Source organism: Sphingomonas sp. BGYR3, from assembly GCF_025153455.1.
GTDB lineage: Bacteria > Pseudomonadota > Alphaproteobacteria > Sphingomonadales > Sphingomonadaceae > Sphingomonas.
The window spans coordinates 1,692,736-1,719,639 of sequence record NZ_JANZNT010000001.1; the positions used below are offsets into that span (position 1 = coordinate 1,692,736).

General features: G+C 65.5%; 20 protein-coding genes. 10 read left to right on the forward strand and 10 right to left on the reverse strand.

What is annotated here, in order from left to right; genetic code table 11:
• Window positions 1-10: 10 nt before the first annotated feature.
• Window positions 11-1,213 (reverse strand): glycosyltransferase family 1 protein, encoded by a 1,203-nt coding sequence (locus NYR55_RS07975; protein ID WP_260020681.1) that lies wholly within the window; start codon window positions 1,211-1,213, stop codon window positions 11-13.
• A 118-nt stretch (window positions 1,214-1,331) separates the two neighbouring features.
• Here NYR55_RS07975 and NYR55_RS07980 point away from each other — a divergent pair, with 118 nt between their 5' ends.
• Window positions 1,332-2,918, forward strand: a complete 1,587-nt coding sequence (locus tag NYR55_RS07980) for an exopolysaccharide biosynthesis polyprenyl glycosylphosphotransferase (protein WP_260020682.1) — start codon at window positions 1,332-1,334, stop codon at window positions 2,916-2,918.
• 140 nt (window positions 2,919-3,058) lie between these two features.
• Entirely contained in the window at window positions 3,059-4,405 is a 1,347-nt protein-coding gene (locus NYR55_RS07985; protein WP_260020683.1) for an O-antigen ligase family protein, read from the forward strand.
• A gap of 233 nt (window positions 4,406-4,638) precedes the next feature.
• Here the strand turns inward: NYR55_RS07985 and NYR55_RS07990 are convergent, their stop codons facing one another.
• The 3 genes from NYR55_RS07990 to NYR55_RS08000 are packed head-to-tail and all read right to left on the reverse strand — an operon-like array spanning window position 4,639 to window position 8,533.
• Window positions 4,639-6,237 (reverse strand): HAMP domain-containing sensor histidine kinase, encoded by a 1,599-nt coding sequence (locus NYR55_RS07990; protein WP_260020685.1) that lies wholly within the window; start codon window positions 6,235-6,237, stop codon window positions 4,639-4,641.
• Complete coding sequence (locus NYR55_RS07995) at window positions 6,216-6,920, reverse strand: response regulator transcription factor (RefSeq protein ID WP_260020686.1); 705 nt, start codon at window positions 6,918-6,920, stop codon at window positions 6,216-6,218. Before NYR55_RS07995 ends, NYR55_RS07990 begins: the two co-directional genes overlap by 22 nt.
• 11 nt (window positions 6,921-6,931) lie before the next feature.
• Window positions 6,932-8,533 (reverse strand): DUF4173 domain-containing protein, encoded by a 1,602-nt coding sequence (locus NYR55_RS08000; RefSeq protein ID WP_260020687.1) that lies wholly within the window; start codon window positions 8,531-8,533, stop codon window positions 6,932-6,934.
• 278 nt (window positions 8,534-8,811) lie between these two features.
• Between NYR55_RS08000 and NYR55_RS08005 the strand changes: the two genes are divergently transcribed.
• On the forward strand, window positions 8,812-9,822 hold the full coding sequence (locus NYR55_RS08005; RefSeq protein ID WP_260020688.1) for a sugar kinase: 1,011 nt from the start codon (window positions 8,812-8,814) through the stop codon (window positions 9,820-9,822).
• A gap of 27 nt (window positions 9,823-9,849) precedes the next feature.
• On the opposite strand, the gene NYR55_RS08010 is transcribed toward NYR55_RS08005, so the two are convergent.
• The 4 genes from NYR55_RS08010 to nadB all read right to left on the reverse strand — a co-directional run bounded on the left by NYR55_RS08010 (window position 9,850) and on the right by nadB (window position 17,094).
• Window positions 9,850-11,352: a lipopolysaccharide biosynthesis protein gene (locus NYR55_RS08010; RefSeq protein WP_260020689.1), complete on the reverse strand. Its 1,503-nt coding sequence runs from the start codon at window positions 11,350-11,352 to the stop codon at window positions 9,850-9,852.
• Window positions 11,353-11,362: 10 nt separating this feature from the next.
• Window positions 11,363-14,176: a DNA polymerase I gene (gene polA / locus NYR55_RS08015; protein WP_260020690.1), complete on the reverse strand. Its 2,814-nt coding sequence runs from the start codon at window positions 14,174-14,176 to the stop codon at window positions 11,363-11,365.
• A 47-nt stretch (window positions 14,177-14,223) separates the two neighbouring features.
• Window positions 14,224-15,396, reverse strand: coding sequence for a serine hydrolase (locus tag NYR55_RS08020; protein ID WP_260020691.1), 1,173 nt, complete (start codon window positions 15,394-15,396; stop codon window positions 14,224-14,226).
• A gap of 108 nt (window positions 15,397-15,504) precedes the next feature.
• The gene (gene nadB / locus NYR55_RS08025) at window positions 15,505-17,094 is read right to left on the reverse strand and encodes an L-aspartate oxidase (protein WP_260020692.1); all 1,590 of its coding nucleotides are present in this window, start codon (window positions 17,092-17,094) and stop codon (window positions 15,505-15,507) included.
• An 86-nt stretch (window positions 17,095-17,180) separates the two neighbouring features.
• On the opposite strand from nadB, the gene NYR55_RS08030 reads away from it, so the two are divergent.
• A complete protein-coding gene (locus NYR55_RS08030) occupies window positions 17,181-18,077 on the forward strand; it encodes a polyhydroxybutyrate depolymerase (protein WP_260020693.1) in 897 nt (298 codons plus the stop codon).
• A gap of 19 nt (window positions 18,078-18,096) precedes the next feature.
• Here the strand turns inward: NYR55_RS08030 and NYR55_RS08035 are convergent, their stop codons facing one another.
• Complete coding sequence (locus tag NYR55_RS08035) at window positions 18,097-19,014, reverse strand: ABC transporter ATP-binding protein (RefSeq protein ID WP_260020694.1); 918 nt, start codon at window positions 19,012-19,014, stop codon at window positions 18,097-18,099.
• A 122-nt stretch (window positions 19,015-19,136) separates the two neighbouring features.
• Here NYR55_RS08035 and NYR55_RS08040 point away from each other — a divergent pair, with 122 nt between their 5' ends.
• The 6 genes from NYR55_RS08040 to NYR55_RS08065 all read left to right on the forward strand — a co-directional run bounded on the left by NYR55_RS08040 (window position 19,137) and on the right by NYR55_RS08065 (window position 23,304).
• Complete coding sequence (locus NYR55_RS08040) at window positions 19,137-19,445, forward strand: hypothetical protein (RefSeq protein ID WP_260020696.1); 309 nt, start codon at window positions 19,137-19,139, stop codon at window positions 19,443-19,445.
• Window positions 19,446-19,506: 61 nt separating this feature from the next.
• On the forward strand, window positions 19,507-19,737 hold the full coding sequence (locus NYR55_RS08045; protein WP_260020697.1) for a zinc-finger domain-containing protein: 231 nt from the start codon (window positions 19,507-19,509) through the stop codon (window positions 19,735-19,737).
• A gap of 19 nt (window positions 19,738-19,756) precedes the next feature.
• Window positions 19,757-21,187 (forward strand): metalloprotease TldD, encoded by a 1,431-nt coding sequence (gene tldD / locus NYR55_RS08050; RefSeq protein ID WP_260020698.1) that lies wholly within the window; start codon window positions 19,757-19,759, stop codon window positions 21,185-21,187.
• Window positions 21,187-21,390: a DUF2007 domain-containing protein gene (locus NYR55_RS08055; protein WP_260020699.1), complete on the forward strand. Its 204-nt coding sequence runs from the start codon at window positions 21,187-21,189 to the stop codon at window positions 21,388-21,390. Before tldD ends, NYR55_RS08055 begins: the two co-directional genes overlap by 1 nt.
• Window positions 21,391-21,547: 157 nt before the next feature.
• Complete coding sequence (locus NYR55_RS08060; protein ID WP_260020700.1) at window positions 21,548-21,886, forward strand: P-II family nitrogen regulator; 339 nt, start codon at window positions 21,548-21,550, stop codon at window positions 21,884-21,886.
• A 14-nt stretch (window positions 21,887-21,900) separates the two neighbouring features.
• Entirely contained in the window at window positions 21,901-23,304 is a 1,404-nt protein-coding gene (locus tag NYR55_RS08065; protein ID WP_260020701.1) for an ammonium transporter, read from the forward strand.
• A 452-nt stretch (window positions 23,305-23,756) separates the two neighbouring features.
• Here NYR55_RS08065 and NYR55_RS08070 read toward each other — a convergent pair whose 3' ends face one another.
• On the reverse strand, window positions 23,757-26,843 hold the full coding sequence (locus NYR55_RS08070) for an autotransporter outer membrane beta-barrel domain-containing protein (RefSeq protein WP_260020702.1): 3,087 nt from the start codon (window positions 26,841-26,843) through the stop codon (window positions 23,757-23,759).
• Window positions 26,844-26,904 lie beyond the last annotated feature (61 nt).

The window sequence follows — 26,904 nt, forward strand, 5'->3', positions numbered from 1 at the left end:
CTGCCTGCCCTCAGGCGGCCATGTCGCAGGATTGCAACGCCGCCAGCAGCGTTCGCGCACTCTGTTCGGGCGCATAGGTCCGGCGGATATGCGCCACCACATCCGCACCGGGCCGCTCACCCGAAAGCAGCGCCCGTTCCATGGCAAGCGCCCAAGCCTGCGGATCGAGCGTGTCGTCGATCAGCCCGGCATATCCCAATGTAACCTCCGGCAGCGAATAGGCGTTGCTTACCAGCGTGGGGACGCCCAGCCCCAGCGCCTCTACCGCCGGCATGCCGAACCCTTCGTAAAGGGACGGGAGCGCAAAAAGACTGGCATGAGCATAATATCGCCCGAGTTCCAGATCGGTGACGAACCCCGTGATCCGAACCCGGTTGCGGATATGATCGGGCATCGAATCGCGAACGAACGCCAAGTTCGCTTCCGATGCCGATCCGACCAGGACCAGTTCGATTGACGGGTCCCTGCCGGCCAACCGGGTAAAGGCTTCCAGCAGCGTCTTCACGTTCTTGTGCGGAAAATGATGGCATACCGACAGGATGTAGCGTCCAGCCAGAGACGTCGGTCGTGGCATATCGCGTACAGCGCCAAACCGTTCGAAATCGATCGCATTATAAACGACGACGCATTTCCTAGCGGCCTCTTCACCGAAATGCTGCCGAACAAGCTCGAGCTCGGAATGAGAGATCAGCACCACCAGATCCGCTGCCACGAACATCTTGGGCAGATAGAAATCAAGCCATTTCCGCCGCTTTTCGGAATGATATTGCGGAAACTGACGATACTGAATGTCGTGAAGAATGACACAGCTCCTGCCTTTTGCGAGCGGCAGGGCCGGGGGACGAAAATAGTTCGGAAAAATCGCCCAATCCTGGTCGCCGCGGACGAGCTGGAACAGAGTTTCTTGCAGAAACCGGACGCCCTTGGGGCCCGGCAACCCCCATTTCCTGCACAGCCGGGCATGCGGATCGGACGCAGCCCATTGCATGAAATCGGGAGACAGGTCGTTCTCGTGACCATAGAACAAACGAATGTCGGCGCCGACCGAAGCCAGTCCGCGGATCAAATTGTAGATTGCGAATTCCGTGCCGCCAATCTGCCCATGACGTATGGTGTACAGCGGAATTTTGATCACGTTTCGCCTCTGCGTGATTGTCCCGCAGCGCGAGAACGAAGGGCCTGACCGCGCGGCGCTATAAAGACGCTGGTCCAAAAATCCAGCGATATCCCGGTTGAATTGCGCCCGCGTGTTGCCCGATCACATGGCAGGCGCGCAATGTGGATGCAGCAGCCTGAAACCCTTGCCCCCAACGCACGGATCGTCGACGCGGTTGGCTGAACTAGCCAGCCAACGCTGGCGGCACGCCCAGCCCTGTTACAGCAACGGGTATTTTTCGAGCCCGGGCGAAGGTACGGCGAAACCCGCCAATCCTCGGTTTTCAACCCAACCAAAAGTCGCTAATGGTGCGCAAATCTTGCATGAACCGTTTGCCGTGGCGAACAGTGCTGAACTCAAGTGGAATTGTGCCGTGTCGTCGGAAATTTCAAGTCGTTACACCCACAGCATTCGCGTGACAGAAAACACGACATCAAAGCATGGTATCCGCGTCCGGCTAGTCGTGCTGCTAGGGATAATTGATTTTATCGCGATCTGCATTGGACCGATTGCTACGGCGTGGTTATATATGGGCAACGTTGGCCATCCGGGCCTGCCCACGCTTATACTTCTGATCGTGCCGATGTACTATTTGTCTGCGGTCCGGCAGAAAACCTACCGCCCCGTTGTGATCATCAGCCCCCGACGTAGTGCCCGGCGGGCATGTTTGTCTATTTTCACGGCACTTATGCTGTTCATCTGCTTTACCTTTGCGGTCAAGTCATCGGACGTTATATCGCGGGTAATTGCGATCGGTGGAACGTTGGTGAGCTGCGGCTTTCTTGTGCTCTTTCGCAGGATATTTGCGAGCTACGCATTCCACCAGCTGGACGGCAGTCCAGAGAGCGAAGTCGTGCTGATCGAGAACTATCAGGCCCCCGAAGGCTGTACTGCTCTGAAGATCGATCTGACGGCGCTTGGCATTCGACCGGACATCAACGACCCGGTCATGTTGGACCGACTGGGCCAGGTGATCCACGAAACCGATCGGGTGATCGTTGCGTGTCAGCCTGAACGACGGCCCGAATGGGCGCTCGCGCTGAAAGGCGCAGGCGTGAATGTCGAAGTCCTGACGCCCGAGCTCGATGCGATCGGGACGATCAGCGCGACCCGCTATTGCGGCATCGCAACGACGCCGATCGCAATCGGACCGCTCAATGCAGTCGATCGGCTGATCAAGCGACTGTTCGACCTGGCGATCACGATCCCTGCCCTCATCATCCTTTCGCCGTTGATGATCCTGGTCGCCATCCTCATTCGCCTCGACTCGCCGGGCTCCATCTTGTTCGTCCAGCCGAGGATCGGCCAGGGCAACCGGATGTTTCGGATGTTCAAATTCCGTAGCATGCGAAACGACTTGCTGGATCACAACGCGAGCAAGCTGACGGCCCGGAACGATGCGCGTGTCACGCGTATCGGTAGCATCATCCGCAAGACCAGCATCGACGAATTGCCCCAGCTTCTGAACGTATTGCGCGGCGATATGAGCATCGTCGGCCCTCGCCCCCACGCAACGGGTGCGCTGGCTGGCGACGCGCTATACTGGGAAGTCAGTTCGCAATATTGGAGCCGCCACGCCGTCAAGCCCGGCTTGACCGGCCTTGCCCAGGTCCGCGGCTTTCGCGGCAATACCGAAACCGGTGACGATCTCATCAACCGGCTGAACGCGGATCTGATCTATCTGGAATCCTGGTCGATCTGGCGTGACATATCGATCGTATTCCAGACGTTTCGCGTTCTGGTTCACCGGAATGCCTTCTGACGGTCGATTCACCTGCCGTCGCATGTGGTTGACCGGCGACCGGCACAGACTTTTGCGTATCAGTTAGACGGGATCCTCATTTGTCCTCAAGCAACGTCAGCACGGGAAAGCGGCATCGACGCCGCTCGGCGGTTACCACGATGCCGCGCCTTTCGCTGCCCGTGATTGCCTTTGCCATCATGGCCTGCACCATCGCTTTGACGGGTGGGTCGGCGCGGGTGGATATCGGTTGGCTGCTGATTTTGCGGCCGATCGTCGTCGTGTCCATCGTCGCCATGCTGTTGCCAGAGCGCCTGCCCTGGTCGGATCTTCGTCCCCTTCCGATCCTGCTGGCCGTCTTCGCGCTGACGATCGCCATTCAACTCGTGCCGTTGCCGCCCTCGCTCTGGTCGAGCCTTGCCGGTCGTGAACAGCACCTGGCGGTCGCGCAGGCGCTTGGCGGGAAAGGGCAGTGGCATCCTCTTGCCCTGGCGCCGGATCGCGCCTGGAACAGCCTGGTCGCGCTGCTGGTACCGCTGGGCATGATGATCGGATTTCTTAAGCTGAACGATGACCAGAAGAAATTGGCGTTGCTGATTTTGCTCGGCGTGGTTGCGTTCACCATGATGCTGGGCATTGCCCAGATCGCGACCGGCGGCACATCGCCATTATACTGGTACCGGGTAAGCGGCCGGGGACAGATGATTGGCCTTCTTGCGAATCGCAATCACCAAGGCGCCCTGCTGGCCATGACGCTCCCTCTGCTGCGCGCATGGACGCTGTTTCCGGCATCCAGCCCGAAGGCCGGCCGCCTACGGAACATCGTCGCGCTTTCCGCCGGCACGGTCATCATCCTTTACACCATCATTCTCGGTTCGCGCGCTGGGTTCGTATTGGCGCTGGTCGGGGCGATGGGCGCGTTTCTGGTCCAGCCTTCGTTCGGTCGAAAGCTGACCCGAAGCCAGCGGTTGATGCTGGTGGGTGGGCTGATATTGGGCATTGCAGTCATCTTTGGCCTGGCACTGGCGGCGGATCGCGCCGTTACACTGGGGCGTATCACCGAAGACGACCTGAGCGCCGAGGGTCGTTTCGCGGCAATGCCGACCCTGCTTCATATCATCAGCCAGACCTTCCCGTTCGGCACTGGTTTCGGGTCGTTCGTGCCGATCTACGCGAGTTACGAGCCGGAAAGTCTGCTCAAGCCGACCTATTTCAACGCGGCGCATAACGACCTCATCGAACTGATGATCACAGGAGGCCTGCCGGCGATAGCCGCGTTCGTCGCCTTCCTGATCTGGTGGCTGAAGGCATGCTGGCGCAGCATTGCCACGACCGCGCCCCGACCCTGGCGTGCCCTGAAGCGGGCATCGGGATTTTCGACGCTGATCCTGATGCTGGCCAGCCTTGCCGACTATCCGCTCCGCACGCCGATACTGGGAGCGGTCTTCACGATCCTTTGCTGCTGGCTTGCCTACAATCCCGATACCACCGGACGAAAGAGCGCCTGAGACGTTCGCCGACACGGCGAAACCCACACGCTGTTGGCCACGCAGAATCCTCGGCCGTGTTGCCCAGCCGATGGTTTTGTCGCCGCGTTTGACGGTATCCTCCATCCGAGCCCACTCCGTCGCCGGTTCGAGCGACAGCAGGACGCAGCGGTCCGCAACTACGGTAGGCCCGACGAAGCGCGCCGGCATTTCCGCGGTCGCCTCGGAAATCAGGCAGGTGCACGAGCCGCCCGCTATGCCTTGGGCAGGGCCATTTCGAATCGCGCGCCGTTGCCGGGATGTGCGGTCAGTCGGATTGATCCGCCGGCCGCGCGCAGGAGGGAGGCGGCGATGGTCAGGCCCATGCCGGTGCCGCCGCTGGACCGGCGGGTGGTGTAGAAGGGTTCGAAGATCCGGTCGGCATCCGCAGGGTTGATGCCCGGCCCGTCATCCTGAACCGACAGGCACAGCATATCGCCATCGTCCCGTTGATCGATCGTGATACGGCGCGCGCCAGCCTGGCGGGCATTGTCGATCAGGGTGGTCAGCACCGCCTCGATGCTTTCGGGCGGCACCCGTACCGCCACGGCGCGGGCCACTGGCACGGCTTCCACCAGAAACCCTGCCACGCGATAGGCGTCGGCGATCCGGCGAACGACAGCCATGGGGTCGGGCGTCGGCTGGTTGCCCGACTGGCTCATGTCCGCGCGGGCCAGATCGAGCAGCCGGGACACGAGTTGCGACAGGCGGGCGGCATCCGCCTTGATATTGCCCAGGAAACGCTGGCGTTCTCCGGCGGTCATGCTGTTGCCGTGATCCTCGAACAATTCCACCGCACCGGATATCCCGGCCAGCGGGGTCTTGAACTCGTGGCTGACCGCTGCGGCGAAATCGCGCAGATAGCGTGAGCGGCGGTCGATCGCGTCGGCCATGATCCGGAAATTGTCGAACAGGTCGCGGATCTCGACCGCCGCCGTCACCGGTGGTTCCGGCACCACACCCCGGCCGAGCGCAACCTGACGCGTGGTCTGCGCCAGCTGGTCGATCGGCCGGGCGATGCCCCGCGACAACAAGATGGTCAGGCCGACCAGCGTGGCAAAGATCAGCCCGATGCCGAGCAGGATCTTGCCCCGATCTTCATACAGGCCGCGGAACAGCGCGCGGGGCGAGCGGGACAGCAGCAGCGCGCCGACCACCTGCCCGTTGACCCGGATCGGGCGGACATGATGGATGCGCAGCGACGATGCGCGGCTGAGCCATTCAAAGGCGTAACGCTGGCTATAGGCGCCGTTCTTGCGCAGCACGGTGCGCACCTGCCCGGCAAGCGCCGAGCGCACTTCCGGCACGGCGGCATAGCTGCCCCCCGACTGATAGCCGATCAGGATGCGGCCATCGGCACCGACGACCTGGATCGAGGCAAGGGTGGTGCGGCGCGTCCCGTCGAGAATTGGGGCAAGCCGCGCGCCCAGCACGGCGGCATCGGGGGGCATGGGCAGCGCCACCGACCGCGCGGCCGGACGCTCCGGCAAGATGGGCGAGGTGCGAAGGTCGATGTTCGACGCCTCGGGCCGGAACGGCGTGCCGGGCACCGGCGGGGCAGGCGCGGCGCCGGGCCACAGGGCCGAGGCGACCGCGCCCAGCGCCGCCCCTTGCGCGATCAACTCTGCCTCTGTCTGCCGGACCAGAGTGTTTTCATACACGCGCAGGAACAGCGCGCCGACGCCCGGCAGGGCAGCGGTGAACAGCAGCGTGCCGAACAGGATGGTACGCAGCCGGAGCGAGGGCCAGTGGCGTTTCAGCCAGCCCTTGAGCCGCAGCTTCACCAATCCGATCAAGCCGGTCCGCCAAGGCATGGTCCCAGGCAATAGCCGATGCCCGGCCGCGTTTCGACCACGTCCGTCCCGCCCAGCCGGGCGAACTTGGCGCGCAGGTTGCGGATATGGCTGTCGATCGTGCGGTCGGTCACGGCAAAGCCAGGGCCGTGCAGCCGGTCGATGATGGCATCGCGGCTGAACACCTTGCCCGGCACTGATGCCAGGGTGCGCAGGATCGTGAATTCGGTCACGGTCAGCTGCACCGGCTGATCGCCCCAGCGGCTCTGCCACCCTTCCAGATCCAGCGACAGGCGGCCATGCGTGGGCATCCGCCCCTGATCCACCGGCACCGGCTTGACGCTGGTCCGGCGCAGGATCGCCATGGCACGCGCCACCACTTCGCGCGGGGAAAAGGGCTTTACGACATAATCGTCGGCACCAAGTTCGATCCCCAGCACCCGGTCGATCTCGTCATCGCGGGACGACAGGAACAGGATCGGCAGGTCGCCCGCCGCGCGCAGCCGTCGACAGGTTTCCAGGCCGTCCAGATGCGGCATGTTGATGTCGAGCACGACCAGATCGACGGGATGCCGGGCGACCATCTGCAACGCCGCCTCGCCATGTTCGGCCTCAATCGTGTCTAGCCCCGCCTTGCCGAACGCAAAGCTGAGCAGTTGCCGGATATGGGGATCATCATCGACGACCAGGATGGTGCGGGGCATGGAACACATGATCACTGCACTGCCTCCGCCGTCAATGAAGGATTGGCGGGCATCGTGCCGGTCCGGTCATCGGGGGACGGAGCGGATGGCGCGGCGGCGCGGGTATCCGCCGGCTCAACCATGACGGACGGCGGATTGGGCGTGCCGTCGCATCCACGCCCGTTCGGGCCTTCATCGGGCGATGCGTGCAGCCGCAACCCGCGGGCAATTGTCATCGCCTTGACCGTTTCGATGCGGCGATGATCGCGCCAGGTCCAGTTGCCCGTCGTCTGGCGGCGCAGTGTCTGGCGCAACAGGGTGCTGCGGACCCAGGCGATGCGATCCAAAAAGACGGGATCGTGGGTGCGCGCCAGTTCCAGCTCGACCAGCGGGATCAGCGACGCGCTGCCCAGTTCATCCAGATAGCACAGGTCAAGTTCGGCACCCCGCCCGCCCGCTTCGGCCGCGTGGCGCACATTCCACGTCGCAGCCATCGCGCCCAGATCGACGAGGCTGCACGTCATCAGCACGGCGGTGGCCACCGCCGCATTGGCATTGATCAGCCAGCGGGCGTCATGGCCGCGCAGCACGCGCCACAGGATCAGCACCAGGCCCACCGCGACCAGCGCCATCCAGATCAGGGCCGCGATCCGCAGCCGGGTCAGCGAATAGGCCTCGACATAATCCATCGTCCGCTCGATCGTGGACGCGACGAGGAACAGGTTCTGCCCGGTCCACAGGATGACCAGCCAGCGGACCAGCGGATTGGTTGCGGTCGCCGTGCCCGGACGCAGCGCGACGAGCACGAACAGCCCCGCCAGCAGCGCCGTTGCGATCAGGGGATAGGCACCGCGATGCGCATATTCGGCCAGCGTCATGCCATCCGGCAACGGCGCACCGCTCCACAGAAAGGCAAGGTCGAGCCCGTTCTGAAGCGCGAACAGCAGGTTGAACGTGACCAGCGCCGTCGTGACCGACCCGGTTGTGAACCCGGGCAATTCATCGGTCCCCGGCATCCCCTGCTTGGCGGCAGGCAGCGTCCATTTGCGCGGGCGCAGATAGCCCCACACAAAAGTGGCGAGCATCAGCCAGAGGATCGAGCGCGCAATCAGTTCCGCGTCCAGGTTCAGCACGGTCAGGCGGCCAAGCCAGACCTCGATCACCGGATTGGCCATGGCGAACAGGGCAAGGAACACCGCGCCGCCGATCAGCGGCAGCGGCACCAGCCGCCAGAATGCGGCACCGGTCAGCGGCCCGGTCCGACGTCTCAGCCGGATCAGGTCGCGCCATGGCCCGACAATGGCCAGGATGCAGTGCACCGCGATCCGGGCCATCCAGCGTGATGCACTGTCGAACCCCCGATACCGAACGATCAGCACGGCAATCCCCAGCGCCCCGATGAACAGGACAAAGCCCAGCAGGCTCGGCTGATCGGCGAGGATCGCAGCGAGGATCAGCGCGGCGAGGGCCGGGATGAGTGCGGCCGCGGATCGGACAATGCCCGGCCGGAACGACAGCGCCGCGAGCGCCACCGCGCCGGTGAACCAGCCGATGTTCGACCCCAGCCCGCCCCATTGCCAGAACAGCCAGTCGCCCAGCGCCACAAGCAGGACCGCAGCCCCGCATCGGCCCATGAAACTTCCCTGCCACCGCATCTTCATTCCGCCGGCTCCCATGATTGGACGACGGGTCATGGCGCGGCGGCATCGACACGGGATGGTCGGTTCCGTCCGGTTTCGGCGGACGCGGCGTGCAGATCCGGTGCAGGCCGGGCGATCGGCGCACGCCGGGACGGGCAGCGTGAAAATTGCCGGTGTTCGCCCGGACGGCGGGTTGATAGAGGTCGGCCGTCGATGGGCCGGGCGGGTTCAAATCACCCGCTCGCACGGCGGCATGGGAGACAGGAGGCATGATGCAGGGCAGGATCATCGGGTTTGGCGAATTGCTGTTGCGGCTGACCCCGCCGGGCAAGCGGCTCATCGTGCAGAGCCAGTCGCTGGACATCGAGGTCGGCGGGGCCGAGGCGAATGTGCTGGCCGGGCTGGCGGCGCTGGGCCATTCGACCGCGATGATCAGCCGGGTGGCGGACAATCCGCTGGGCGACCTTGCCATGGCCACGCTGGCGGCGCGCGGGATCGCCACCGATGCCATCGGCCGGACGGCGGGCCGGATGGGCCTGTATTTTCTGGAACCGGGTCAGGGCGCCCGGGCCAGCGCCATCACCTATGACCGCGCCGGTTCGGCCTTTGCGCTGGCCCAGCCAGACGATTTCGATTTCGACGCCGCGCTGTCGGGCGCGCGGCTGCTGCATCTGTCGGGCATTACGCCTGCGCTTGGCCCGGCGGGCGCGGCGGCCGCGCTGACGGCGGTGCGCAAGGCGCGGGCGGCCGGTGTCGCGGTCAGTTTCGACGGCAATTACCGGGCGCAGCTGTGGCAGGCATGGGACAGCGATCCGCGCAGCGTGCTGACCGAACTGATCGGTCAGGCCGATATCCTGTTCGGCAACCACCGCGACATCTCGCTGATCACCGGGCGCAGCTTTTCCGGCGATGGCGAGGACCGGCGGCGCGAGGCGGCAGAGGCGGCCTTTGCGCTCTGCCCCAACCTCAAGCTGATTGCATCGACAGCACGCCATGTGGTCGATGCCGACACCAACCGGATTGCCGCGCGCATCGACCTGCCCGATGCCGCGCATCAGACCGATGAACAGGCGGTCGGCGGGATCGTCGACCGGATCGGCACCGGCGATGCCTTTGCCGCCGGTTGCCTGCACGCGTGGCTGAACGGCGACGATGCGCAGACGATTGCCGAAACCGGCCTGGCGATGACGGTGCTGAAACACTCGATCCCCGGCGATATGCCGATCATCGCACCGGCGCTGCTGGCCGCGTACCGTTCGGGCGAGCGCGACGTGCGGCGGTAAGGGTCACCTGCGCGGCGGCGGGCGGGGTCAGACCCGCTCGTCGATCGGCAGGGTCGGTTCCTGATTGCCCGGGATGCGCGAAAACAGCGCCCGATCCTCCGGCCCAAAGGCAAAGCGCCACAGGATCACGCCATAGACGATCAGCATCACCGGAATGCCGATCGTCAGCTCCGCCCATTCGGGCAGCTGCGTCATCGCCGATCCGACCAGCGATGTCGCCAGCACGGCCCAGACGAACGCCCAGCGCAGCGGCGATACCGGCGCCTTGAGCAGCCGGGCGAGCAGCCACCCCTTGATCGCCGAACCCAGCACCAGCGTTGCGGCCAGCGCAACGGCGGGGCCAGCCGCCTGCCACGCCTCTGGCCAGCCCAGCTGGCGCATGATGGCCACCAAGGCAAAGCTGAGCGCAACCTGCACCGACAGGATCAGGATCGACACCATCAGGTTGCGGTGACGCGCGACATAGACAAGGCCGCTTTCGGCGACCGCGCCGGGGCTGGCCAGCACCTCTGCCCATAGGAGGAAGCACAGCGCGCCTGCGCCGACCACGAATTGCGGGCCGATCACGCCCATCACCCCTTCGGCCGGGATGGAGCCGATCAGCGCCAGCGCCGCCTGCGCCGCCATGATCCAGAAACCGACCTGCCGGATCTGGGCCGCCACCGCCGCCCTGTCATCCCGTTTCAGCGCCTGCGTCACCACCGGGCCAAGCACGGGATCGAAACTGGTCTTCAGCTTTTGCGGGAGCGAGGCGACCTGTTGCGCCATGTAATAGACGCCAACCACCGCAGGACCGAACAACAGGCCCAGGATGAAGCGGTCGACATTGCGCGTCGCCCATTCGATCGTGTCGGCCCCGGCCAGCGGCATGTTGCGCCGGGCCAGCGCGAACATCGGCGTTGGATGCGGCACCCATCCGCGCGGCAGGCCATAGCTTTTCAGGAACGGCACGAGCGCCGCTACCAGCGTTGCCAGCGTCGCCAGCACATAGGACAGTATAAGGCCATCGCGGGAGGAAGCGTAATAAAGGACAAAGGCGGCGATGGAGATCGTCCAAGGCTCGACAATCGCCCGCGCGGTCACCGTAGCCTTGACATTGTGGCGATAGGCCAGCGCCGCCAGCGCGATGTCGGTGCAGGCAATGGCAAAGACGACAAAGGGCAACAGACGTTCAAACCCGATCACGCGGCTGTTCGGGTACATGGCCTGCGGAAAGGCGATGAGCAGCGCACTGGCGATCAGCGACGCGATCAGTGCGACGATCAGCGCATCCCAGACGACATGGGTGTGCGGGCGGCTGGTGGTGCTCAATGCCTGGGCAAGGCCGCGTTTTAGGCCCAGCGTCGCGACCAGCGCCGCAAATTCTACCACCAGTACGGCAACCGCAAACCGGCCGACAATTTCCGGCCCGTAAAACCGGCCTGCGATGAACAGGAAGGGCAGCCGCGCGAGCAGACGCAGGGCAAAGCCCATCACATTGGTCCGCCCGCCCTTGGCCAGCGCGGCGATTTCTTCGTTGGCGGCGCTCATCGCACTGGGCTCAATGCGCCGCGCCCCAGCTTTCGCCAACGCCGATTTCGACGCCCAGCGGCACCGTCAGCGTCACCGCCGGTTCGGCCGCCGTCGCCATGACCCGTTCGATCACCGGCCGGGCGGCATCGACGTCGCCGGCGGGCAGTTCGAACACCAGTTCGTCATGCACCTGCATCAGCATCCGCACGTTCGGCAGCCCCGCCTCGGCAAGCGCCGGGCCCATGCGGATCATCGCGCGCTTGATGATGTCGGCGCTCGTCCCCTGAATGGGCGCATTGATCGCGGCGCGTTCCGATCCGGCGCGTTCATTCTGGTTGGGCGATTTGAGGCGCGGGAAATGGGTTTTCCGGCCGAACAGCGTCTCGGTATAGCCCGTCTCCTTGGCCATCATCAGCGTGTCGGCGATATAGCGGCTGATCCCCGGAAACCGGTCGAAATAGCGGTCGATCATCGATTGCGCCTCGTCCGGCGTCACATCCAGCCGCCCGGCCAGGCCCCAGCGGGAAATGCCGTAGAGAATGGCGAAGTTGATCGTCTTTGCCCGGCCGCGCGTGTCGCGATTGACCTCTCCGAACAATTCCATCGCCGTCCGGTTGTGAATATCCTCTCCGGCGGCGAACGCTTCGCGCAGGGCAGGCACATCGGCGATGTGCGCGGCCAGCCGCAATTCGATCTGCGAATAGTCGGCGGCCAGGATGACATTGCCCGGTTCCGCCACGAACGCATCGCGGATCTGGCGGCCGGTTTCGGTGCGGATCGGGATGTTCTGCAGGTTGGGGTCAGTGGACGACAGGCGCCCTGTCTGCGCGCCGGTCAGCGAATAGCTGGTGTGCACGCGGCCGGTGCTGGCGTTCACCTGTTGCTGCAGCGCATCGGTATAGGTGGATTTCAGCTTGGACAGCTGTCGCCAGTCGAGCACCAGCCGGGCGACCTCTGCCCCCGGCGTGTCCCTCATCGCAGCGATGCGTTCCAGTTCGGTGACGTCCGTGGAATAGGTGCCCGTCTTGCCCTTTCGCCCGCCCTTCAGGCCAAGCCGGTCGAACAGCACCTCGCCCAGCTGTTTCGGGCTGCCGATGGCAAAGGGGCCACCGGCGGCGTCATGGATCCGCGCCTCCAGCGCCACCATCTGCTCGCCAAATTCGTGGCTGAGCCGGGACAGGCGGGCGCTGTCGACCTTGACCCCCGCCATTTCCATGTCGGCCAGCACCTGAACAAGGCCGCGATCGACATTTTCATAGACGCGGGTGCCGCCCTCGAACGTCAGGCGCGGCTTAAAGGCGCGCCACAGCCGCAGCGTCACCTCCGCATCTTCGGCGGCATAGGCGGTGGCGCTGGCCAGATCGATCTCGCCAAAGCTTTTCTGCGCCTTGCCGGTGCCGACGACTTCCTTGAACGCAATGCACTGATGGCCAAGATGGTCCATCGCCAGCTCGTCCATGCCATGGCCGGGGCGGCGACCAGCATCCAGCGCAAAGCTCATCACGATGGTGTCGTCATAGGGGCTGACCGTCATGCCGTGCCGGGCCAGCACGATCAGGTCGTATTTCAGATTGTGCCCCACCTTGAGCACGCCGGGATCGGCCAGCAGCGGACCAAGCCGTTCGACCACCTGGGCCAGCGCAAGCTGATCGGGCCGGTCGGACAACAGGTCATGGCCGCGATGGGCCAGCGGAATGTAACAGCCATTGCCCGGCGCGGTGGACAGGCTGATCCCGACCAGCTCTGCGGCCATGCAGTCCAGCGCCGAGGTTTCGGTATCGACCGCAACCACGCCGATATGGCGCGCATCGGCAACCCAGCGGTCGAGCGCATCGATCGTCGTCACGGTTTCATACCGCGACCGGTCGATGGGCGGATAGGCGGGAACGACCGGCATTGCCGGCTGTGGCGCAGCCTGGCCGCCGGCGGCGGGGGCCGCACCCGCATCCGCCGCGCCGTCGGCCGCGCCGCCGTTCGCCGGGGCCAGCTTGGCCAGCAGCGAACGGAACCCATGATGCTCAAGGAAACTGCGCAGCGGCGCTTCGGGAATCCCGTTCAGCGCCATGTCGTCCAGCGGCTCTGGCAGGGGCACATCCTCGGACAGCGCGACCAGCTTGCGCGACAGGCGCGCCATATCGGCATGTTCGATCAGATTGTCGCGCAGCTTGCCCGGCTTCATCGACGGCGCAGCGGCCAGCACCCCCTCCACATCGCCATGTTCCAGGATCAGCTTGGCCGCCGTTTTCGGCCCCACGCCGGGAACGCCCGGCACATTGTCCACGCTGTCGCCCATCAGCGCCAGCACCTCGCCCAGCTTTTCCGGGCCGACGCCGAATTTTTCGACCACCGCCTCCGGCCCCATGCGCCGGTCCTTCATGGTGTCGAGCATATCGACGCCCGGATGATCGAGCAGCTGCATCAGATCCTTGTCGGAACTGACGATCGTCACCTGCCATCCGCGCGCGGTCGCGGCACGGGCATAGCTGGCGATCAGGTCGTCCGCCTCCCACCCCGCCTCTTCGATGCAGGGCAGGCTGAATGCCCGGGTGGCATCGCGGATCATCGGGAATTGCGGCCGCAAATCCTCTGGTGCAGGCGGGCGATGCGCCTTGTACTGATCGTACAATGCGTTGCGAAACGTCGTTTCCGACTTGTCGAGGATCACCGCCAGATGGGTGGGTCCATCGGCATCGTGCAGGTCCTTGGCCAGTTTCCACAACATGGTGGTATAGCCATAGACCGCGCCCGCCGGCTCGCCATGCTGGTTCGTCAGCTTGGGCAGCACGTGATAGGCGCGGAAGATGAAGCTCGATCCGTCGACCAGATACAGATGGTTCGCCATGGCGGCGGCTTAGCAGCGGCGGACGGGGATGGCGAGCGGCTGCGACGTCAGCCGAGCGGCGCGGCGTGACTGGCGACGATGGCCTGCACCACCGCCTGCATCAGCGCCTGTCGTTCGCGGATCGGGCGGCGGGTGTCGCCGATCAGCACGGCCAGGCCATAGCTGCGCCCGTCCGGCGCGATCAGGATGCCGACATCGTTATAACCCGCCGTCCGGCCCATCAGATCCTGGCCCGTGCCCGTCTTGTGCCCGAACCGCCAGCCGACGGGCACGCCGCCGCGCAGCCGTTCCTTGCCGGTCCGCGATCCTTCCATCAGGCCCATCAGATGCGCCGTCGATCCTTCGGACAGCAATTCGCCCTTGTGCAGCCGCACCAGCGCATGGGCGATCGCACTGGCCGCCGCGCCGTCCATCGGATTGGCGACATAGGCATCGAATGCCTTTTGCCGGGTGACCAGCGGCAGGTTGGCCCGCGCGGTATAGAATGCCCGGCCGGCATATTCCTGACGCCAGGCGAGGCCCGCGGTCTGGGATTGCAGCAATCGTTCGCCAGGGCCGAACTTGATCGATCCAAGCCCCTTTTGCGCGACCATCCGGCGCACCGCTTCGGGGCCGCCGACATAATTGAGCAGCCGGTCATTGGCGGTATTGTCGCTGGACATCATGGCGCGGGCGAGCAGGTCGCGCACCGTGGTGCGATAGCCGTCCCCCTTGACCAGCGCCGATACCGGCGAATGGAACAGCGTGATATCCTCTGGCCGGACGGTGATCGGATCGTCCAGCGTCAACCGACCCTGATCGCGCAGGTCCATCAGCGTGATGGCAACCCACAGCTTGCTGACGCTTTGCTGCGGCATGGGCACATCGCCGTTGAACGCCGTCGACCAACACTGATCGGTGCTGACCACGGCAATGCCCAGCTTGCCGCCGAAATCGCGGCCCAGCCGGTCGATCGTCGCCGACAGGGCGGCGGGCGCGACGGGCGGCGGGGGCGGCGCGGGGCGCCGGACGGGCATGGGCGGCGGGGTATAGACCGGGCGGACGGACGGCTGCATCGTCCGCTGCCCGCTGGTCGTCTGCGCCCGCGCCTGGGGCACGCCGATGGCGGGTCGCACGGATGCCTGCGGACTGGACGGCGCGACACAGCCGACCAGCAGCAGCGCAAGCGCGCCGATGCTCGACAGCGGATGTTGCCGCGGATCCCGCTCCGTCCCGATCATGCCCCGATGCTCATGCCCGGATTCATGACACCAGCCGGCTGAACAGCCCAACAACAACCATGCCGGGATGCGACGGACTGTTGCAGTGCGGCGATGAATCGAATCCGGTTACGGAACCAGCACGGTGTCCACCGCCTGTGGCAGCAGGTCGGGATAATCCAGCGTGTAGTGCAGGCCCCGGCTTTCCTTGCGGTGCAGCGCCGACCGGACGATCAGATCGGCCGATTGCAACAGGTTACGCAGTTCGATGAGGTCGGGCGTGACGCGGAAATGGCCGTAATAATCCTCCACCTCCTCGGTCAGCAGCTTGATGCGGTGCGCGGCGCGTTCCAGCCTTTTGGTGGTGCGCACGATGCCGACATAATTCCACATGAACCGTCGGATCTCGGTCCAGTTCTGCTTGATGATCACTTCCTCGTCGCTGTCCGTCACCCGGCTTTCGTCCCAGGGGCGGATGGCGGGCACAGGGCGGAATTCGTCCCAGTTGGCATCGATGTGCCGGGCCGCCGCCTCGCCGAACACGAAACATTCCAGCAGGCTGTTGCTGGCCAGCCGGTTCGCGCCATGCAGGCCGGACTGCGTCACCTCGCCCGCGGCATACAGGCCGGGCAGGTCGGTGCGCCCGTCGCGGTCGATCACCACCCCGCCACAGGTATAATGCTGGGCCGGCACCACCGGGATCGGATCGACCGTCATGTCGATGCCCAGCGTCAGCAGCTTGGCATGGATGGTCGGGAAATGTTCCTTCACGAACTCCGGGCCGCGATGGCTGATGTCCAGATGGACATAATCCAGGCCCAGCCGCTTGATCTCATGGTCGATCGCGCGGGCCACGACGTCGCGCGGCGCCAGCTCAAGCCGGGGGTCGAAATCCGGCATGAACCGGTATCCGGTGTCGGGGATCAGCAGATGCCCGCCCTCGCCCCGCACCGCCTCTGTGATCAGGAAATTCTTGACGTCGAGGTTGAACAGGCAGGTCGGGTGGAACTGCATGAATTCCATGTTCGACACCCGCGCGCCCGCCCGCCAGGCCATGGCGATGCCGTCGCCCGTCGCGCCGCGCGGTGCCGTGCTGAACTGATAAGTTCTGCCCGCCCCGCCCGTGGCCAGCACCGTCGCCCGCGCGGTGAACAGCTCCACCCGGCCGGTGGCGCGGTTGAGCGCATAGACGCCCCAGACCTGCCCCGCACCGGAATAGCGGGTTTCGTGGCGGCTGGTCGCCAGGTCGATGACCACCATGTCGGGCACCAGCGTGATGTTGCGATGCGCGCGCGCCGCGTTCAGCAGCGCCTCCTGCACCGCCCATCCGGTCGCGTCGTTGACATGGACGATGCGCCGGTGGCTGTGGCCCCCTTCGCGCGTCAGGTGAAGGGTGTTGCCGTCCATGTTGAACGGCACACCCAGTTCCTCCAGCCGCCGGATGGCCGCTGGCGCGCCCTCGACCACGAACTCGACGGTCGCCCGGTCATTCAGGCCGGCGCCCGCGACCATCGTATCCTCGATATGGCTTTCGAAGGTGTCGCCTTCCTCCAGCACCGCCGCGATGCCGCCCTGCGCCCAGGCCGTCGACCCTTCGGCCAGCCCGCCCTTGGCCAGCACGGTGACGCGGAACCGGTCGGCCAGGTTGAGCGCGGCCGTCAGCCCGGCGGCGCCGGAACCGATGACCAGGATGTCTGCGCTATGGGGATCGTTGGACAAGCGGAACTCCCTTTTCCTCGCGCTATGGGCAAGCGCCGGAAAGTTCAACCTTTCGGTTGCAGGCAGAGCGGCCTAGGCTGTGCCCCATGCGGTATCTGTTCGCGTTGCTCATCGCCCTTGGTTGGCTTGTCTCCCCCGCCGCTGCGCAGGATTGCCGCCTGCCCGACCCCGGCACCACCGGCCGCGTGGCCATCGGCCAGACCGGGCGGTCGGCATGGATCCATCGTCCCGCGAACCATGAACGGGGTCGCCTGCCCGTGCTGTTCGCCCTGCATGGCAGCGGCGGATCGGGAACGGCCATCCTGAAGGAATCGGGGTTGGAGGATACCAGCGACCGGCACGGATTTCTGCTGATCGCGCCCGATGGCGGCATCACGGCGGGCCAGGGGTTCGTGTGGAACATCCCCGGCGTGCCCACCGTGACCGGGGCCATGCCCACGGCACAGGATGCCGACGATGTCGCGTTCATCGGCGCCGCGATCGACTGGCTGGCGGCAAGAGGCTGCATCGACCGGCAGCGTGTCTATGCCACCGGCTTTTCGGGTGGAGGGCGAATGACCTCATGGCTGGGCTGCGTGGCGTCGGATCGCATCGCGGCGATCGCGCCGGTCGTCGGCCTTCGTGCGGGCAACCCGCGCAGCGATGGTTCCGGCTTTCCCGATCCGGCGACCTGTGCGCCGGAACGCCCGGTACCCGTCATCGCCTTTGCCGGGGATGCCGACACGGTGAACCCGGTGGCGGGCGGCGGTGCGGGTTATTGGCAATATGGCATGGCGCGGGCGATGGCCCGATGGGCCGACATCAATGGCTGTCGCACCATGCTGGCCGCGCGCGAGGCAGCACCCGGCGTCGTCGAACAGGGATATGGCGACTGCCGGGACGGGGCGCGCGTGATCGGCCGGGTCACGCGGGGCGCTGGCCATGTCTGGACGCCGGACAATGATGCGCTGTGGGCGTTCCTGTCCCGCCACCGGCGGCGATAGCGCCGGCCGGGGTCGACGGTCAGGCCGCGGCCGTCAGGTTCAGGAACACGTCCTCCAGATCCGCCTCACGCGTGCTGACATCGACGATGCCGTATCCCGCTGCCTGCACTGCGCCCAGCACGTCGCCGGCATTCGCCTGATCCTTGCGATAGGTGATGTCGAGGATGCGGTCGCCCTTTTGCTCGACCTTCTGGAAACACGGCGCCTGGGGCAGAGTGGCCAGATCGCGGTCCACCGTCACCTCGACCAGCTTTTCCTGAGCCATGCCGACCAGCGCGCGGGTCGGTTCATTGGCGATCAGCCGGCCGTGATTGATGATGGCGATGCGGTCGCACAGCTGCTCCGCCTCCTCCAGATAATGCGTTGTCAGCACGATGGTGACGCCGCGCGCATTGAGGCCGCGCACATACTCCCACAATTGCTGGCGCAGCTGAATGTCCACGCCCGCCGTCGGTTCGTCCAGCACCAGTACGGGCGGCGAATGCACCATTGCCTTGGCCACCATCAATCGCCGCTTCATGCCGCCCGACAGGGTGCGGGAATAGGCGTTGGCCTTGTCCTCCAGCCCCATGGCGCGCAGCAGCTCCATCGTCCGCCGCTCGCCCCGGGCCACGCCGAACAGGCCGGCCTGGATCTCCAGCGTCTCGGCAGGCGTGAAAAAGGGGTCGAAAATGATCTCCTGATTCACGATGCCGATCGACGCCTTGGCATTGCGCGGTTGCCGGTCGATGTCGAAACCCCAGATTTCGGCCGTGCCGCCGGTCTTGTTCACCAGACCCGCCAGAATGTTGATCAGCGTGGATTTGCCGGCGCCGTTCGGCCCCAGCAGGCCGAATATCTGGCCCCGCGGGACGTCGAACGTCACGCCGTCAAGCGCGCGCTTGCCGCCCTTGTACGTCTTGGCCAGGCTGTCGATGCGGATCGCGGCGTCGGTCATGTGCCGCGATGTGCGGCGCATGGCGCGTCAGTGCAAGCCCCGCCGTCCCGCCAACGCTTGCGAACCCGGCAATTTCGGTTCAGCCAATGACCGGACGTTCCGTCCCGTGTCGGAGAAACTGAATGATCGCCGGATTCGCGCTCGCTGCCCTGATGGTCGTGTCCGCTCAGGCAGAGGCAGAGGCAGAGCGTGCCGATGCGACCTGTGCCGTGGCGCTGATGAAGATGATCGAAATCGTGGAACCCGATGCGCAGGGCGGGTTCGAAACCGCCGGGATGTATTTCGTCGGCAAGCTTCATGCCCGCCGCGGTGCCGAAACCAAACAGCTGTTCGAACGGATCGATGCCGAAATGACCGCGGAACAGGCCGCGGATGCCAGCGTCGGATGCAGCAACCGGATGGAGGCAGAGGTCAAGGCGCTGTTCGAATGAAGCGGGCCGGTTACGCGGGCGATTGCAGCGATCCCGGCGCGCTGCTAACGGCGGGGACATCATGATGACGCCGCCGACCATCACCCGCACCTCGACCGCCCGCGTTTCGTGTGACGGTGCCTATGACGGTATTCCCGCCGCGCTGGGCCATCCGCGCGTGTTCCTGGAAATCGACGAGCATGGCTATGTCGATTGCGGCTATTGCGACCGGCGCTTCATCCTGATCGGTGGACCGGCCGATGGCGTCGATCCGGCCACCCTGCCCGACATCGCGTCTGGCGCCAGCGCCTGAGGGCCCTATATTCGGTGGCATGACGATTGCCGCTGCCGATCCCCGCTCGTTTCTGTATGGCCATGGGCTGGAGCCCGACGAGGCACGATCGCTGACCGAGCGCCTGCTGGCCAGGGCAGAGGATGGCGAGCTGTACCTGCAATATCGAAAGACCGAGGCGTTCGGATTCGATGACGGGCGGCTGAAAACGGCCAGCTACAACACCGATGCCGGGTTCGGCCTGCGCGCCGTGTCGGGTGAACAGACCGCATTCGCCCATGCCAGCGAAATCAGCGCCGCCGCCATCGCCCGTGCCGGCGATACGCTGGCCCTGATCGATCCGGCCACGGGGCCAAAGGCGGCGGCCCCGCGCGGCAACAACCGGCACCTCTATACCGATGCCGACCCGATCGACCTTGTCCCCTTCGATGTGAAGGTGAACCTGTGCCAGACGATCGATGCGGCCGCCCGCGCGCGCGACCCGCGCGTGGTGCAGGTGTCGGTATCGCTGACCGGCGCGTGGAGCGTGGTCGAGATCGTCCGGCCGGACGGGTTTGTCGCCACCGATATCCGGCCACTGACCCGGCTGAATGTCAGCATCGTCGTCGAGCAGAACGGTCGTCGCGAATCCGGCAGTTTCGGCATTGGCGGGCGCGAGCTGTACGACCGGCTGATCGCGCCGGAAACGTGGAACCGCGCGATTGACGAGGCGCTGGCCCAGGCGCTGGTCAATCTGGAGGCCGTGGATGCGCCTGCGGGTGAGATGACCGTGCTGCTTGGCCCCGGCTGGCCCGGCGTCCTGCTGCACGAGGCGGTCGGCCACGGGCTGGAGGGCGATTTCAACCGCAAGGGCACGAGCGCCTTTTCGGGCCGCATCGGCACCCGCGTCGCCGCACCGGGCGTCACCGTGGTCGATGACGGATCGATCGGCGGGCGGCGCGGGTCGCTGTCCATCGATGACGAAGGCACGCCGACGCAGGAAAATATCCTGATCGAGGACGGCATCCTGCGCGGCTATATTCAGGACCGGATGAACGCCCGCCTGATGGGCGTCGCGCCCACCGGCAACGGCCGGCGCGAAAGTTTCGCCCATTCGCCCATGCCGCGCATGACCAACACCTTCATGCGGGGCGGCAAGGACGATCCGGCGGAACTGCTGTCGCGGGTCAAACGCGGCATTTTCGCCAAATCCTTCGGTGGCGGACAGGTGGATATCGTGTCCGGCAAATTCGTGTTCAGCTGTACCGAGGCGTACCGGATCGAGGACGGCCGGCTCGGCGCGCCGATCAAGGGCGCAACGCTGATCGGCGATGGCCCCAGCTGCCTGACCAAGGTGCGCGGTATCGGCAATGACTTCGCCCTGGACGAAGGGATCGGCATGTGCGGCAAGGGCGGACAGAGCGTGCCCGCCGGCGTCGGTCAGCCGACCCTGCTGATCGAGGGGCTGACGGTGGGCGGAACCGCTGTCTGATGGCGCTGGCTGAACTTGGCCGATTTGACCGGATGGAGGCGCATCTGATCGTCGGCATGCTGGAATCGCATGGCATCGGCGCGGTGGCGTTTGACGGGGATTCCAGCATTGCCGATGGCAGCTTCCTGCTGATCCCCGTGCGCGTCATGGTGGACGATGACGATCTGGATGCCGCACGCGCGCTGATGACCGACGCTGTCTGACACGTCTGCTGCCTGATTTTTAGGCACCGTGTCGCTTCTGCACAAATTTTTACCGCTTCGTAACATTTCATGTCGCGAAACTGCCGCAAAACGGTGGAACGCCCCTTTGGCACGGTGATTGCATCGATGCCCCCGGAACAATCGCAAAGGGGGCGCAATGAAACTAGTCATCGCCATCATCAAGCCGTTCAAGCTTGATGAAGTCCGCGAAGCCCTGACCGAACTGGGGGTGACGGGCATGACCGTTACCGAGGTCAAGGGATTCGGTCGGCAAAAGGGCCAGACCGAAATCTATCGCGGCGCCGAATACAGCACGAACATGGTGCCCAAGCTGAAGGTCGAGGTTGCGTGCGCATCCGACCTGGCGGGCCGCGTCGTCGAGGCGGTTCAGGCCGCGGCCAACACCGGCGCCATCGGCGATGGCAAGATCTTCGTTCTCGACCTGGGTCAGGCCGTGCGGATCCGCACCGGCGAGACCGACGAGACCGCGCTGTGAGCAAGGGGGAATCGATGAAGCACATGTTCAAGCTGGCCGCGACGGCCGGCCTGGGGCTGTTCGCAGCCCTGCCCGCCATGGCGGCCCCTGCGCCGTTCACGCCGACGGGGGAAATGGTCAACAAGGGCGATGTCGCCTGGATGCTGATTTCGTCTGCACTGGTTTTGATGATGTCGGTGCCCGCGCTGGCGCTGTTCTATGGCGGCCTGGTGCGTGCCAAGAACATGCTGTCGGTGCTGATGCAGGTGCTGACGATCGTCTGCGTCGCGGCGCTGGTCTGGTTCGCCTGGGGCTATTCCATGGCATTCACCAGCGGCGGCGACCTCAACAAATTTGTCGGCGGCTTTTCCAAGATGTTCCTGGCGGGCGTCGATCCGACCACGCTGGCGGCAACGTTTTCCAACGGCGTCTACCTGCCCGAATATGTGTTTGTCATTTTCCAAATGACGTTCGCCTGCATCACGCCCGCGCTGATCGTCGGCGCGTTTGCCGAGCGCGTGAAGTTCACGCCGCTGATCATCTTTACCGTGCTGTGGCTGACGCTCGCCTATTTCCCGATCGCGCACATGGTGTGGTACTGGGCTGGCCCGGACTTCCTGCACGCCGCGCCCGATGACAGCGGCCTCCTGTGGGGCTGGGGCGCGCTGGACTTTGCCGGCGGTACCGTGGTCCACATCAATGCAGGTGTCGCCGGTCTGATCGGCTGCATCGTGATCGGCCCGCGCATCGGCTACAAGAGCGAGCCCATGCCGCCGCACAGCCTGGTGATGACCATGATCGGCGCCTCGCTGCTCTGGATCGGCTGGTTCGGGTTCAACGCGGGCTCTGGCCTGGAAGCCAATGCGTTCGGCGCGCTGGCCTTCATCAACACCTTCACCGCAACCGCCGCTGCCGGTGCGACCTGGGCGATCATCGAACAGATCGTTCACAAGAAGCCGTCGCTGCTGGGCGGGGCGTCGGGCGTCGTCGCCGGTCTGGTGGCGATCACCCCGGCCGCCGGCTTTGCCCATCCGGGTACGGCGATCCTGCTGGGCGCGGTTGCCTCGCTCGTCTGCTTCTTCTTCGTCACCACGGTGAAGAACAAGCTGAACTATGACGACTCGCTGGACGTGTTCGGCATCCACGCCGTGGGCGGCATCATCGGCGCCATCGGCACCGGCATCGTCGCCAACCCGGACTTCGGTGGTCAGGGCTGGATCGATTACACCGCACCGGTCGCCAAGGCAGGCGCCTATGACATGGCAACGCAGATCATGACCCAGATCTGGGCCGTCGGCACCACCATCGTATGGACCGGCGTGGTCAGCACCGTGCTCTTCCTGGCGCTGAAATACACCATCGGCCTGCGTCCCACCGCCGAAGTCGAGCATGACGGCCTCGACATCAGCGAGCACGGGGAGCGCGCCTACAACCTGTGATTCAATCGGGCGGGCGCCGTCAGAAGCGCCCGCCCCCAAGAGGTTCCTCCTGCGGACCCCTAAGGGCCGGTGGTTTCGACCACCGGCCCCTTTTTTTGCCCCCGCCCGGTCGATGCGCCGGACGGCGGGGAAAGCGAGGTGCAGGCAGTTATGCTTGCGCGGCCGGGTGAGCGGTTCGCTGGCACCGGGTGCAGTCAGGCCGGATACGGGTACGGTTCAGGGCCGGACGATCGCGTGACCACTGCCCGGTAATCCGGCGCGCGGATGGGGTTCAGCACCCCAGCCCAGCCCGGTGTCCGGGCCGGTCGGCTGTCCGTGACGATCGCCGCAAGTCGCCGCGATCGGGCAGGCGGTCCGACGTCAATCGGCAGCAAGACCGACGGAGGCGGCGCCCGCAATATCCACGCGCTGCACCGGGCCGACCGAAGACGGCCCGGCGGAGCGTCGGCGCGTTACCAGCCGATCTGGACGCCCAGGCGCAGGCCAAGGTTCAGCGCACCGGCCTGATCCTCTGCACTGCCTTCGGCCCCAAACTGGAACCCTTCGGACCCGCCGAGCATGCGGCCACGGCCGACCCAGCCGTCAACGCGGCGCTGCGGCTCCAGCGTAAAGGGCTGGCCATCGGTGAAGCGGGCGGTGGTGTTGTCCACCGATCCGCCGACGATCTTGCGATAGCCGCCCTCGACCTCGGCCCGCACCGGCGTGCCGGCATTGTCCAGGCTGCCCAGCTCATAGCCGATCGTAACCGTACCTTCGACCGCCGCTTCGTCGCTGACGCGCTTGTCGACAATCAGGTTGAATGCGTTGCCGCCGCCTTCTTCGGTAAAGCCGTTTTCGGTCAGGCGGAAATAATCGACCGCCACGCGCGGGCGCACGCGGAACCGGTCGCTCAGCCGCGCTTCATAGGTCGCGCCGGCAATGCCGGAAATCAGGCCGCCACCATAATCGGCAGTGGCGACCCGGCTGAAATTGACGCTTTCGGAAACGACGTCGAACCGGCGCTGGCTTTGAAACCCGATCAGCGAATAGGCGCCGCGTGCAAAGGTGGTCAGGGCGCCCGCCTTGCGACGCCAGTGGACGGCAGCTTCATACTGGCTGGTTTCAACCGAGTTGAAATTGCCGCGCGTTTCGTTGAGGCCCAGATACAGGGCAAGCGAGGCGCCGATGCGGCCGGCATCACCCAGCGACAATTCGCCGCCGCCCTGCACGCCCCATCCGTTGACGCGATACGCCTGGGTATCGCCTTCATCCTTGCTAGTGCCCCAGACCATGGTGTTGAAGAACACCCCCGTCCCGCGCGACGCGATGGCATCGGTCGGCACGGTTTCCAGCGAGCGCGCGGCCGTGCGCGTGGCCAGCGTGACGTTCTGGAACACGCCGCCGGTATGTTCGGGCAGAAAGCTGCCGAACCGTTCGCGCACCGTTTCCGCATCGGGTGCGGCCAGGAACACGTCGCGGATATCGTCATCCCGGTCGATCACCGCGAACACGGCGTCATAGGCGCTGCTGAGCGAGCGGTTGAAACCAAGCTCGCCCGCCGTCTTGCGATCGACGTTCAGCGTGATGGCGGCATTGGCATTGTCGACAACCAGCGTGCCGTCGAACAGGAACGGCAAGCCGGCCGTGCCGAGTGCCAGATTCTGCCCGCCGGTCAGCGTGCCGGCATCGAGGATCGAATAGCTGCCCTGCGCCGTCGACACGCTGCGCAGATTGACGGCCAGCGTCGCGCCCTGCGCAAAGGATGCGTTGCCCGCGACATTCAGGCGCGAGGCATTGGTGCTGGTTTCGTCGATGGTGATGCCCAGCACGCCGGTCGATGCGACCGACAGCGATCCGATGGACGCCGCCGAACCGCTGCCAAATTCCAGCCGCCCGGCAAGATTGGCGTTCAATCCGGCGGCGTTGGTCAGGCTGCCGATCAGGATCGCGTTGTTGGCGATCACCAGTCGGTCCGCTCCGCCGCCGAAATCGACATTACCGATGACCGAACCCGCCTGCACATCCAGCAGGTCGGCACCGCTGCCCATGCGGATATTGCCCAGGATCGCGGGCGAGGCATTGGCCGTGCTGGCCTGTTGCCGGATCGTCGCGCCGCCGGTGTTCGCCGCCAGATCGATGGCCGTGCCGTTGGTCAGCGTGCCGGTGGTCGCGCCGACGGCGATACGGCCGGTATTGGTGACCAGTGCCAGCGTGCCGGACTGATCCTGAATGGCGATGGCATTGCCCTTGTCGCCGGCGGCAACCCCGATCGCGCCGCTGTTGGCCAGCACCGGCACCACCGCGCCCTGTTCGATCAGGACGCCGCGCGCCGTGCCGGTGCCGCCCACCTGTACGCCCAGCTGGTTCGAAATCGTCACCCGGTCGACCAGCGCGCCAGAGGCAAGCTGCACCGCCGTCGCATCGCGCGTGCCGGTGGCCGATACGGTGCCAGCCAGACGAATGCCGCCGGTCAGGTCGACCGTCCCGCCCTGACCGCCGATCCGGATCGCGACCGCATCGACATTGTCATAGACACCGGCGGCCAGGATCGAGCCGCGCACGACGATGCCATGTGAGTCGGTATCGCCCGCCACCCCGCCGATCACGATATTGTCGGCAGAACCGACAGCCAGCGCCGGGGCAGAGCCATAGGAGGCGATGGCCGCCGTCCCTTCCTGAGCATCGGCGATGCCGTCATTGTCGTCGTCAGTGCTGTTGGCGTTGCTTTCCACCGGCGGGACGTCGAACAGGACGCCGCCCGCAACATTGCCCGCAATGCGGATGGCCGGGCCGCCGATGAGTAGGTCGTCGGCATCCAGCGTGGTGACAATCGCGGGGCGATTGATCGACCGGTATCCGGTGGCGTTGACCGTCCCTTGAAACACCAGCGCGCCGCCGACATCGCCGTCGATCGCAACGCCCACGGCATCGCGCCCCTGTGCCGTCACGGCGCCGCGCACGGTGACATTGCCGGACACGTCATCCGTGCGGATGCCGATGGTGCGATCGCCCAGCACATTGATCGTGCCGCTGCTGTTCAGCGAACCCGTCATCGGGCCGGCCAGGCGGATGCCGCCCGAATCATTGCCCTCGACCGTGATCGTGCCGCTGTTGACGATGGAGCCGACGAACGCGCCCGTCGTGCGGATGCCGAACCGGTTCTGCCCCTGGGCAAAGGCGCCGTCGATATCGCCGTCGGTGTCGGTGTCGGTCGGCGTATAATCCTCCAGCAGCGTGATCGCGCCGGAATTGGTGATCGTCCCGGTGCCGCCCGTCGTGATCAGGATGCCGTCGGCATTGTTGACGTTGTTGTACCCGATCGTCCCCTGATTGGTGACGTCATTGTCGCTGTTCACCGTGACGGCGGCGCCGCTGGTCGTCGGCCGGATGCTGCCCGCGCTGGTGATGGTAATGTCGGCGGGGGCGCCATTGTCGGCCGCAGAGCCCGTCGTCACCGGTGTGGTGATGGCGGTCGTGATCTGGCGCTGGGCCTGAGCCTCGCCAGTGGCAAAGACCACGGCGATTGCGGCCACACTGGCCGAGGCGAGCAACAAACGCATAATTCCCCTCTCACGATACGCACGGCAACAAAGGCACAGGCCGCAAGGCACGGTTTGTCCA

What these genes read in the sequence shown, in the direction of transcription:
- NYR55_RS07985 (WP_260020683.1), top strand. Translation starts at nt 3,059, where the DNA reads ATGCCGCGCCTTTCGCTGCCCGTGATTGCCTTTGCCATCATGGCCTGC.
- NYR55_RS07990 (WP_260020685.1), bottom strand. Translation starts at nt 6,237, where the DNA reads ATGCCTTGGCGGACCGGCTTGATCGGATTGGTGAAGCTGCGGCTCAAG.
- NYR55_RS07995 (WP_260020686.1), bottom strand. Translation starts at nt 6,920, where the DNA reads ATGCCCCGCACCATCCTGGTCGTCGATGATGATCCCCATATCCGGCAA.
- NYR55_RS08000 (WP_260020687.1), bottom strand. Translation starts at nt 8,533, where the DNA reads ATGGGCCGATGCGGGGCTGCGGTCCTGCTTGTGGCGCTGGGCGACTGG.
- NYR55_RS08005 (WP_260020688.1), top strand. Translation starts at nt 8,812, where the DNA reads ATGCAGGGCAGGATCATCGGGTTTGGCGAATTGCTGTTGCGGCTGACC.
- NYR55_RS08010 (WP_260020689.1), bottom strand. Translation starts at nt 11,352, where the DNA reads ATGAGCGCCGCCAACGAAGAAATCGCCGCGCTGGCCAAGGGCGGGCGG.
- polA (WP_260020690.1), bottom strand. Translation starts at nt 14,176, where the DNA reads ATGGCGAACCATCTGTATCTGGTCGACGGATCGAGCTTCATCTTCCGC.
- NYR55_RS08020 (WP_260020691.1), bottom strand. Translation starts at nt 15,396, where the DNA reads ATGATCGGGACGGAGCGGGATCCGCGGCAACATCCGCTGTCGAGCATC.
- NYR55_RS08030 (WP_260020693.1), top strand. Translation starts at nt 17,181, where the DNA reads ATGCGGTATCTGTTCGCGTTGCTCATCGCCCTTGGTTGGCTTGTCTCC.
- NYR55_RS08035 (WP_260020694.1), bottom strand. Translation starts at nt 19,014, where the DNA reads ATGACCGACGCCGCGATCCGCATCGACAGCCTGGCCAAGACGTACAAG.
- NYR55_RS08040 (WP_260020696.1), top strand. Translation starts at nt 19,137, where the DNA reads ATGATCGCCGGATTCGCGCTCGCTGCCCTGATGGTCGTGTCCGCTCAG.
- NYR55_RS08045 (WP_260020697.1), top strand. Translation starts at nt 19,507, where the DNA reads ATGATGACGCCGCCGACCATCACCCGCACCTCGACCGCCCGCGTTTCG.
- tldD (WP_260020698.1), top strand. Translation starts at nt 19,757, where the DNA reads ATGACGATTGCCGCTGCCGATCCCCGCTCGTTTCTGTATGGCCATGGG.
- NYR55_RS08055 (WP_260020699.1), top strand. Translation starts at nt 21,187, where the DNA reads ATGGCGCTGGCTGAACTTGGCCGATTTGACCGGATGGAGGCGCATCTG.
- NYR55_RS08060 (WP_260020700.1), top strand. Translation starts at nt 21,548, where the DNA reads ATGAAACTAGTCATCGCCATCATCAAGCCGTTCAAGCTTGATGAAGTC.
- NYR55_RS08065 (WP_260020701.1), top strand. Translation starts at nt 21,901, where the DNA reads ATGAAGCACATGTTCAAGCTGGCCGCGACGGCCGGCCTGGGGCTGTTC.
- NYR55_RS08070 (WP_260020702.1), bottom strand. Translation starts at nt 26,843, where the DNA reads ATGCGTTTGTTGCTCGCCTCGGCCAGTGTGGCCGCAATCGCCGTGGTC.